7 protein-coding genes and 1 pseudogene are annotated in these 9,290 nt (G+C 43.0%); 7 read left to right on the forward strand and 1 reads right to left on the reverse strand.

Annotation, left to right across the window (positions count from 1 at the left end):
* A pseudogene (locus tag STRDD04_RS06455) lies at positions 1-783 on the reverse strand (transposase); the annotation flags it as partial.
* 62 nt (positions 784-845) lie between these two features.
* Here STRDD04_RS06455 and STRDD04_RS06460 point away from each other — a divergent pair.
* From STRDD04_RS06460 to STRDD04_RS06490, 7 genes are all read left to right on the forward strand, one after another.
* Entirely contained in the window at positions 846-1,982 is a 1,137-nt protein-coding gene (locus STRDD04_RS06460; RefSeq protein WP_062200427.1) for an amidohydrolase, read from the forward strand.
* Positions 1,983-2,186: 204 nt separating this feature from the next.
* The gene (locus tag STRDD04_RS06465; RefSeq protein ID WP_062200429.1) at positions 2,187-3,020 is read left to right on the forward strand and encodes an amino acid ABC transporter substrate-binding protein; all 834 of its coding nucleotides are present in this window, start codon (positions 2,187-2,189) and stop codon (positions 3,018-3,020) included.
* Positions 3,021-3,106: 86 nt separating this feature from the next.
* Positions 3,107-3,982 carry a MetQ/NlpA family ABC transporter substrate-binding protein gene (locus STRDD04_RS06470; RefSeq protein WP_062200432.1) on the forward strand — a complete coding sequence of 292 codons (876 nt, stop codon included), beginning with the start codon at positions 3,107-3,109 and terminating at the stop codon, positions 3,980-3,982.
* A gap of 206 nt (positions 3,983-4,188) precedes the next feature.
* Entirely contained in the window at positions 4,189-5,565 is a 1,377-nt protein-coding gene (locus STRDD04_RS06475; RefSeq protein ID WP_062200433.1) for a M20/M25/M40 family metallo-hydrolase, read from the forward strand.
* Positions 5,555-6,619: a methionine ABC transporter ATP-binding protein gene (locus STRDD04_RS06480; RefSeq protein ID WP_062200436.1), complete on the forward strand. Its 1,065-nt coding sequence runs from the start codon at positions 5,555-5,557 to the stop codon at positions 6,617-6,619. The genes STRDD04_RS06475 and STRDD04_RS06480 overlap by 11 nt, the downstream gene beginning before the upstream one ends.
* 43 nt (positions 6,620-6,662) lie before the next feature.
* Positions 6,663-7,313, forward strand: coding sequence for a methionine ABC transporter permease (locus tag STRDD04_RS06485; RefSeq protein ID WP_410468293.1), 651 nt, complete (start codon positions 6,663-6,665; stop codon positions 7,311-7,313).
* A 257-nt stretch (positions 7,314-7,570) separates the two neighbouring features.
* The coding region (locus tag STRDD04_RS06490; protein WP_062200441.1) for an ABC transporter ATP-binding protein/permease at positions 7,571-9,290 on the forward strand (1,720 nt) is incomplete at its 3' end.

Genomic DNA, 9,290 nt, shown 5'->3' on the forward strand with positions numbered 1-9,290 from the left:
AGGATTTATACAAGAAATTGTATCTTCAATGAGTCCAAAGAAATGCTCAGCTTGTTTCTCTTGAAAATGAAAAAGCAAGAGTTGGTAGAGGTCATAGTGTTCTCTGAGTTCTTGAGAGAAAGAGAGCAGCTTTTCTAGAATCTCTTGATTGGTCAAATGCATGCGAAAAGTTGGGCGATAAAATCGTTTATCGCTGAGTTTCCGACTATCTTGTTGGATGAGTTTCCAGTAGCGTTTAATCGCCCTGTACTCGTGCGATTTTCGATCCAATTGATTCATGATTTGGATGTGAAGACGGTTCATAGCCCGGTTCAGGTGTTGGACAATGTGAAAACGATCCAGAACGATTTTAGCGTTTGGAAATAGTTTTCTGGCAATATCGTAGTAGGGACTAAACATGTCCATTGTAATGACTTTAACGCGGTTTCGGACTTGTCTGGAATAGCGCAGAAAGTGATTGCGAATGGTTGCTTGCGTTCGTCCGTCCAAAATTGTGATGACCTTGAGCGAGTCAAAATCCTGCGCAATGAAGCTCATCTTTATCTGCCGATTGAAACAGTCACTTTCCTGACTGTTTCCACATCCTAGCTCATGTGTTCTGGAAGCCAGTTGAGGTCAGTCTTGAACTTGAATTCTTTCAATTTACGAATGACGGTGGAAGTAGAGATAGCCAAGTTTTCAGCGATGGCCGTCGATGGCCGTCATAGAGACTTTGTCGATTAGTTTTTGAGCAATTTTCTGCTTGACGATGGTTGCGATTTGGTGATTCTTCTTGACTAATGACTATGGTAATAGCGGAAAATATGTTATACTTATTGACAAAATCTGTCTGTGGAGGAATGCTTATGAAACAGTTCTATGATAAATTAATAAAAACGCGTCACTATCTTCATCAGCATCCGGAGTTGTCTGGGCAAGAGTATGAAACGACGGCTTTTCTAAGTCGTTATTTGAGAGAGTTGGGGATTAAAATCTTGGACTCTGGTTTAGAAACGGGCTTGATTGCAGAAATCGGTCAGGGAGAGCCAGTTATCGCCCTGAGAGCAGATATTGATGCCCTGCCTATTTTAGAGCAGACAGGTCTGCCTTATGCCAGTCTGCATCCAGGTGTTATGCATGCCTGCGGTCATGATTTTCATCAGGCCAGTCTCTTGGGAGCAGCGGAGTTGCTCAAGGCTATGGAAGAAGATTTACAGGGAACCATTCGCCTGATTTTTCAGCCAGCCGAGGAAACATCTCAAGGAGCCAGTCAAGTTCTGGCTACGGGTTTGCTGGATGATGTGGTTGCGATTATCGGTTTTCACAATATGCCCCAGTTAAAAGCTGGGCAAATCGCCTTGAAGGCGGGAGCCATGATGGCAGGTGTGGAAAAGTTTAAGGTGACTGTTGAGGGAGTCAGCAGCCATGCGGCTCGACCAGATTTAGGAGTGGATACGGTGCTGACTCTGACCAGCATGATTCAAAATCTCCAAGCTCTGATTTCTCGGACTGTCTCGCCCTTTGAGCCAGTTGTTTTGTCTGTGACCCACATTGAGGCTGGGGCGACTTGGAATGTCTTGCCGCAAAATGGCTTCTTTGAAGGAACCATTCGTTGTTTTAATCCTGAGTTGCAAAAGCGTTTGAAAGCAGATTTTATCCGTATTGTGGAGCATACTGCGGAGAATTTCGGTGCTAAAGTCAGTATTGTCTGGGATCAGACTCCGCCAGTGACCTATAATGATCTAGAATTAGCAGAGCTTGTTTTTGAAAATTCCCAGAATATTGGGGAGCTATTGCCTGCCCAGCCGTCTTCTGCTGGAGAAGACTTTGCCTTTTATCAAGAAAAAATTCCTGGTGTTTTTGCTTTTATCGGCTCAAATGGTGCAGCAGATGCACCTGACCTGCACCATGATAGCATGATGATTGACGATACAGCCTTTCAGGTCTCTGTTCCTTACTATGTCGAAAACGCCCTTTTTCTCCTTCAGCACTATAAGAAATAACTATAGTCTTCTATAGAAAATAAGAACTAGGCAAGGTCACTTTCTTTTGTTATTATAGAAAAGCAGGATTTCTATCGCCTGAAAATAGTTTGAACTATCGAATCAGTGATAAAGAAAATCTATCGCCCTGATAAAAAACATATAATGGCCAAGATTTTCTAAATCTGGTATGATAGAATCAAGCTTTTAGGAGGAAATAGGAATATGAATATTAAAAAATTATTGAAATATACCGCCACTGCTGTGGTAGGAAGTCTTGCAGTTGGATTGCTGGTGGCCTGCTCGTCTTCGTCAAGCAAGGACAGTGCTTCAAAGAAAACGACAGTTGAAATTGGAACAGTTGGAACGACTAAGCCTTTCTCTTATGAGGACAAGGAAGGAAACCTAACTGGTTACGAAATTGAGGTGCTTCGTGAAATCTTTAAAGGTTCAGATAAGTACGAAGTCAACTTCAACAAAACCAAATGGGCTTCTGTTTTCTCTGGCTTAGACAGTGACCGCTACCAAATCGGTGCCAATAACATCAGTTATTCTGAAGAACGTGCTGGCAAATACCTTTATACCAATCCATACGCCAAAAACCCAACGGTCTTGGTGGTTCGTAAAGGGGTGAACATCAAGTCGCTAGATGATATCGGTGGCAAGTCTACTGAAGTTGTTCAAGGGACTTCAACAGCCAAACAGCTGGAAAAGTACAATGAAGAGCACAGTGCTAATCCGACAACCATCAACTATACAGATGGTACAATCCAGCAAATCTTGGCCAATCTGAACGACGGCCGCTCAGACTACAAGATTTTTGAGCGTATCACGGTGGATACGATTATTAAAGAACAAGGCTTGGATAATGTTGAAGTGATCGAACTTCCAAGTGACCAACAACCCTATGTCTATCCGCTCCTTGCCTCCGGACAGGAAGAGCTCCAAACCTTCGTTAACAAACGAATCAAGGAACTCTACGAGGATGGGACGCTTGAAAAATTATCAAAAGAATTCTTTGGGGGCACCTATTTGCCAGATGCCAAGGATATCAAATAAGTAACGATTCTCTCTTCCGTGAGGTATAAGAGATTGGTTCCTTTCATTCATCATCAATAAAAAATATATATTAAGGAGATTTTCTTATGAAATTGAAAAAATGGTTTGGTGCAACAGCACTTTTCGCTGCTGCAGCGTTTGGTTTGGCGGCTTGCTCGTCTTCAACATCTAAAGACGCTAAGTCAGCAGACAGTGCAACAGTCACTGTAAAAGTCGGCGTGATGAGCCTCAGCGATACAGAAGAAGCGCGTTGGAACAAGGTTCAGGAAATCCTTGATAAGGATAAAGCGGGAGTTAAATTAGACTTTACTCAATTTACAGACTACTCTCAACCGAACCAAGCGGTTCGTGATGGTGATGTGGATATCAACGCCTTCCAGCATTACTACTACCTGCAAAACTGGAATAAAGAGAACAATGCAGATTTGGTTTCTGTAGCAGATACTTATATCGCACCAATTCGTCTTTACTCTGGTACCAAAGATGGCAAAAATAAATATACTGATGTGAAAGACATTCCAGAAAACGGCAGCATTGCTGTGCCAAATGATGCGACAAACGAAAGCCGTGCCTTGAACCTTCTTCAAGCAGCTGGTTTGATTAAGTTGGATGTGGATTCGACTGAGCTTGCGACTGTTGCCAATATCAAAGAAAACAAGAAGAACTTGAAAATTTCTGAATTGGATGCTTCTCAAACAGCAGCTTCTCTTACTTCTGTAGATGCAGCGGTTGTCAACAATACCTTCGTTCGCGAAGCTGGTATTGACTACAAGAGCGCTCTTTACAAAGAACAGACTGATGAAAACTCTAAACTTTGGTACAACCTGATTGCTGCTAAGAAAGATTGGGAAAAATCTGACAAGGCAGATGCTATCAAGAAAATCATCAAGGCTTACCAGACTGACGAAGTCAAAAAAGTCATTGAAGAGTCTTCAGACGGTATGGATCAACCAGTTTGGTAAGATTTTATAGAAAATAATTGAAGATAGAAAGGGCGGGGAATGGATTTCTCCAGCCCTTTATCTGCTATTAGTTAGGGTTTTTATTGGCAGAGATGATTTAGCCATTTTTAAAAGCAGAGTCAAGGACTTACAGTACGGTCAGTCTTTGCTCTTTCGTGAATCATAGCAGATAATCTTTAAACAGATGCGATTAGTAGGAGTTGTACATGCCTTTCTCAACTGAGAGTGAACAAATTAAAAAGTTTGAAAATGATGAGGTGGCCCAACACTATTTTGAGGTGTTGCGGACCTTGATTTCTAAAAAGTCTATCTTTGCCCAGCAAATTGGACTCAAAGAGGTAGCTACCTATCTGGGAGAAATTTTCACTGCCGTGGGTGCTAAAGTGATGATTGATGACAGCTACACGGCTCCCTTTGTATTGGCAGAGTTTCAGTCAGACAATCCTGAGGCCAAGACCATCATTTTCTACAACCACTATGATACGGTGCCAGCCGATAATGACCAGCCTTGGACCAACGATCCCTTTACTCTGTCGGTTCATTATGGTGTTATGTATGGCCGCGGGGTCGATGATGACAAGGGACACATTACTGCGCGTTTAACAGCGGTGCGCAAGTATATCCGAGAGCATGGTTCTCTGCCAGTCAACATCATCTTTATGATGGAGGGAGCAGAGGAGTCAGCTTCGACAGACTTGGATAAATATCTGGCCAAGCACAAGAAACGTTTGCGGGGAGCAGATTTGCTGGTCTGGGAGCAGGGCACGCGTAACAATCTAGGCCAGTTGGAAATTTCTGGTGGGAATAAGGGCATTGTCACCTTTGATATGTCTGTTCACAGTGCAGAAGTCGATATTCATTCTAGCTATGGGGGTGTCATCAATTCCGCTTCTTGGTATTTGATGAATGCCATTTCCAGCCTACGAAGTGCTGACGGTCGAATTTTAGTTGAGGGCATTTATGAGCAAGTACAGGAGCCCAATGAGCGAGAGCTGGCTTTGATTGCCCAGTATGCTTTGAAGACACCAGAAGAATTGAAGGAAATCTACGGCCTCCAGCTTCCAGTCTTGAAGGAGGAAAGGCAGGAATTTCTCCGTCGCTTCTATTTTGAGCCAGCCATTAACATTGAAGGTTTTGGTTCGGGCTATCAGGGACAAGGGGTTAAAACCATCCTACCAGCACATGCATCTGCCAAGATGGAAGTGCGCTTGGTGCCAGGCTTAGAGCCCCGTGATGTCTTGGACAAGATTCGCAAGCAACTGGACAAAAATGACTATGATAAGGTAGAATTAACCTATACACTGGGAGAAATGAGCTATCGTAGCGATATGAGTGCTCCATCTATCCTGAATGTCATTGAACTGGCCAAGGATTTTTATCCAGAAGGCATCTCGGTGCTTCCAACCTCGGCAGGAACAGGACCCATGCATACAGTCTTTGAGGCTTTGGAAGTTCCGATGGCTGCCTTTGGCTTGGGAAATGCCAACAGTCGGGATCATGGTGGCGATGAAAATGTCAAGATTGCCGATTATTATACCCATATTGAATTAATCAAGGAGTTAATCAGAAGTTATGAGCAATGAAATTATCAAATTAGACCACATTGATGTCACTTTCACTCAGAAAAATCGTGCCATCAAAGCGGTTGAAGATGTGACCATCCACATTAATCAGGGAGATATTTATGGTATCGTAGGTTATTCCGGTGCTGGAAAGTCCACTCTGGTGCGGGTTATCAATTTATTACAGAAACCATCCGACGGGAAAATTACCGTTGATGGGACAGTGCTGTATGATAAGGGCAGTGTCCAGCTGAATGCGGCTCAACTGCGGGAAAAGCGAAAAGATATTGGGATGATTTTCCAGCATTTTAATTTGATGGCCCAGATGACAGCCAAGGAAAATGTCGCATTTGCCTTGAAGCACTCCTCCCTGTCTGCTACTGAAAAAGAGGAGAAGGTTCACAGGCTTTTAGAATTGGTAGGTCTGGAAGATCGAGCGGATAATTATCCGTCTCAACTATCTGGCGGGCAGAAGCAGCGTGTGGCGATTGCTAGAGCCTTGGCCAATGACCCGAAAATCTTGATTTCAGATGAAGCGACTTCGGCTCTGGATCCTAAAACAACTAAGCAAATTTTGGCTTTGCTTCAGGATTTGAACCAAAAGTTGGGGCTGACGATTGTACTCATCACGCACGAAATGCAAATTGTCAAAGATATTGCCAATCGCGTGGCTGTTATGCAGAACGGGAAATTGATCGAGGAAGGCTCGGTCTTGGATATTTTTACCAATCCACAGAACGAATTGACCAAAGATTTTATCACCACGGCAACAGGCATCACTGAAGCCATGGTTAAAATCAATCAGCAGAAGATTGTCCAAAATCTGCCGGCGGATTCGGTTTTGGCGCATTTGAAATATTCCGGTACGGTGACAGATACAGCCATTATCAATGATATCTACAAGCAGTATCAGGTGTCGGCCAATATTTTACACGCCAACATTGAGATTTTAGACCATGTACCTGTCGGGGAGATGGTAGTTATTTTATCAGGAAATACTGAAAATCTTGCGGCAGTTCAGAGCAATTTACAAGCTGCTGGCGTAGAATTAAAGGTGCTTAAGGGAGGAATTTAGATTGATAGAGTTTATTAAAACATTTTTGCCCAATGTCTATAAAATGGGCTGGTCGGGTCAGGCTGGCTGGGGAACAGCGATTTATCTGACCTTTTATATGACAATTATTTCCTTTCTGATTGGTGGGATTCTAGGCTTGGTGGCTGGACTTTTCCTTGTATTGACAGCGCCGGGTGGCATTTTAGAAAATAAAACAGCCTTTTTCATCTTGGACAAGGTGACGTCCATCTTTCGGGCGATTCCATTTATCATTCTCCTTGCTTTGATCAATCCCTTCACACGGATGATTGTGGGAACAGGAATTGGTCCAACAGCGGCTTTAGTACCGCTATCTTTGGCAGTCTTTCCTTTCTTTGCTCGTCAGGTACAGGTGGTTCTATCTGAATTAGACCGCGGTGTGATTGAAGCGGCCCAGGCAGTTGGTGCCAACTCATGGGATATTATTGGGGTTTATCTACGCGAGGGCTTACCAGATTTGATTCGGGTGACAACGGTGACCTTAATCTCGCTAGTCGGTGAAACAGCCATGGCGGGAGCGATTGGTGCAGGCGGTCTTGGAAATGTAGCGATTGCCTATGGTTATCAGCGCTTCAACCAAGATGTGACTATTTTAGCAACTGTTTTGCTCTTGCTCCTCATTTTCTTTATCCAGTTTTTAGGAGATTTCCTAACCAGAAAAATCAGTCATCGCTAGACAAGACTTCCATTTGGAAGTCTTTTTTGCTATCATAATAGATTAAAAAGTCTGAAAATTTAATTTACATTCTTTTTCCAGAATGCTATAATGATTAAATGCAGGTAAATAAAAGTAGGATAGTTGCTTAATCTATTCTGTAATTTGCTTCAATTAGGCAGGTTGTCTTTCTAGACTATGGGAGTGGAAGGTAACTTGTATCAAGAATTTTATTTGCAACTGACTAAAATGAAGGCAGACTTCTATCAGGGGGAAACATGACACAACAAAAAGAAAAAATTTCTAGGGCGCGAAGGAAAGAACTGACAGGGCGCTTAAAAGAACAAATTCGACCCAAGCTGAAACTGGTCTATTTATCAGCTTTTTTGTCTTGGGGGCAGTTTTTGATGCGGATTCTAAGTTTTGCCTTGATTGCGAAAGTTTTGGCTGACTTGTATGATGGGATTGTCATCTCTCTTCCTCAGGTGTTTTGCTGGCTGGTGTTTTTCAACGGACTAGGCTTTGCCATTTCTCTTTTGGCTAAACGCTATCAAGGATTGGCTTCGCAATTTGCCAGAGATAGACTTAAAGCAGCATTTTTTCAGGCTTTTATAGACAAGGATGGGGAATTTAAGGACGGCCGGACAGCTGCGGATATTTTAACGGTGGCTTCGCAAGGGATTGACAGCTTAGATACTTACTATTCCTACTACTTATCGCTCAATTTGCGAACTTATTTTAATTGTCTGACAGTACTAATCATTGTTTTCTTTCTTTTTCCTTTGGGAGGCCTGATTTTTATCCTATCTTTGCCTTTCATACCTGTTTCCATCATACTGATGCAGAAACGTTCGCGCAGGATCATGGCTCGCTATTGGGCTTCTTATATGGATGTGGGGAATCTATTTTTAGATGATCTGCAAGGACTCAATACGCTTTATTCTTATCAGGCAGATGGTAAATATGAGCGAGAGTTTGCTGAACAGGCAGAGGATTTTCGTGATGCAACGATGGAGCTTTTGGGTTTTCAGTTGCAGTCTGTTGGCTATATGGATGCAGTCATGTATTTGGGGATTGGGATTTCTGGCTTTGTTGCAGCAGGTATGTTGGCTGCGGGAAACTTATCGCTCTTTACCATGCTTTTCTTTGTGTTGATAGCGACTGAATTTTTCGCACCGATTCGGGAGGCAGGATATGGGATGCATCTGGTCATGATGACGACCCAAATGGCAGATCGGATTTTCATTTTTCTCGATTCGGTAGAAAAAAGACCTCAGGAGTCTGCTGTGGAGCTGCCAGCCTTTGACCGACTTAGAGTGGACAAGCTGACATTCGGCTTTGACGGCCAGTTCCTATTTAAAAATCTGTCTTTTGAGCTTAGTCGCGGACAGGTTTTTGCTATTGCAGGTGAGAGTGGTCGAGGAAAGACGACCTTGGCTAAGCTGTTGTTGGGAAAACTCCGAGCGAGTTCGGGCAATATTTTCTTTGGTTCTAAGTCTCTAGAAGGCATATCGCAGCAGTCTCTTTATCCACAAGTCATGTATGTATCATCAAATAGTACTCTCCTGAATAGCAGCATTTTAGAAAATTTGCAGTTAGCAACGGACTTGTCTCAGTCAGAGATTGAAACTTGGCTGGCTGAAAAAAAACTACTATCCTTTATTGATAAACTGCCTCAGGGGCTGGCTACCCCAGTGGGGGAAAATGGGAATCAACTGTCGCCTGGACAGCGTCAGCAGCTTATTTGTGTACGGGCCATGTTAGCCAAACGTTCTCTTTATATTTTTGATGAGATCACTTCCAATGTGGATCAGGAAAATGAATCTCTCATCTATGACCTGCTGGATTTATTGGCTCAAGAAGCTCTGGTTATCGAAATCACTCATAAAATGAAGCAAGTGGGGAAAGCATCGGAAGTACTCTTTTTAGGAAAGGGAAACCTTGCTTTAGGACGGCCAGAAGACTTATATGCCAATAATAAGGAATACCATCAGCTAG

It is taken from the genome of Streptococcus sp. DD04 (assembly GCF_001578725.1).
In the GTDB taxonomy this organism is placed as follows: domain Bacteria; phylum Bacillota; class Bacilli; order Lactobacillales; family Streptococcaceae; genus Streptococcus; species Streptococcus sinensis.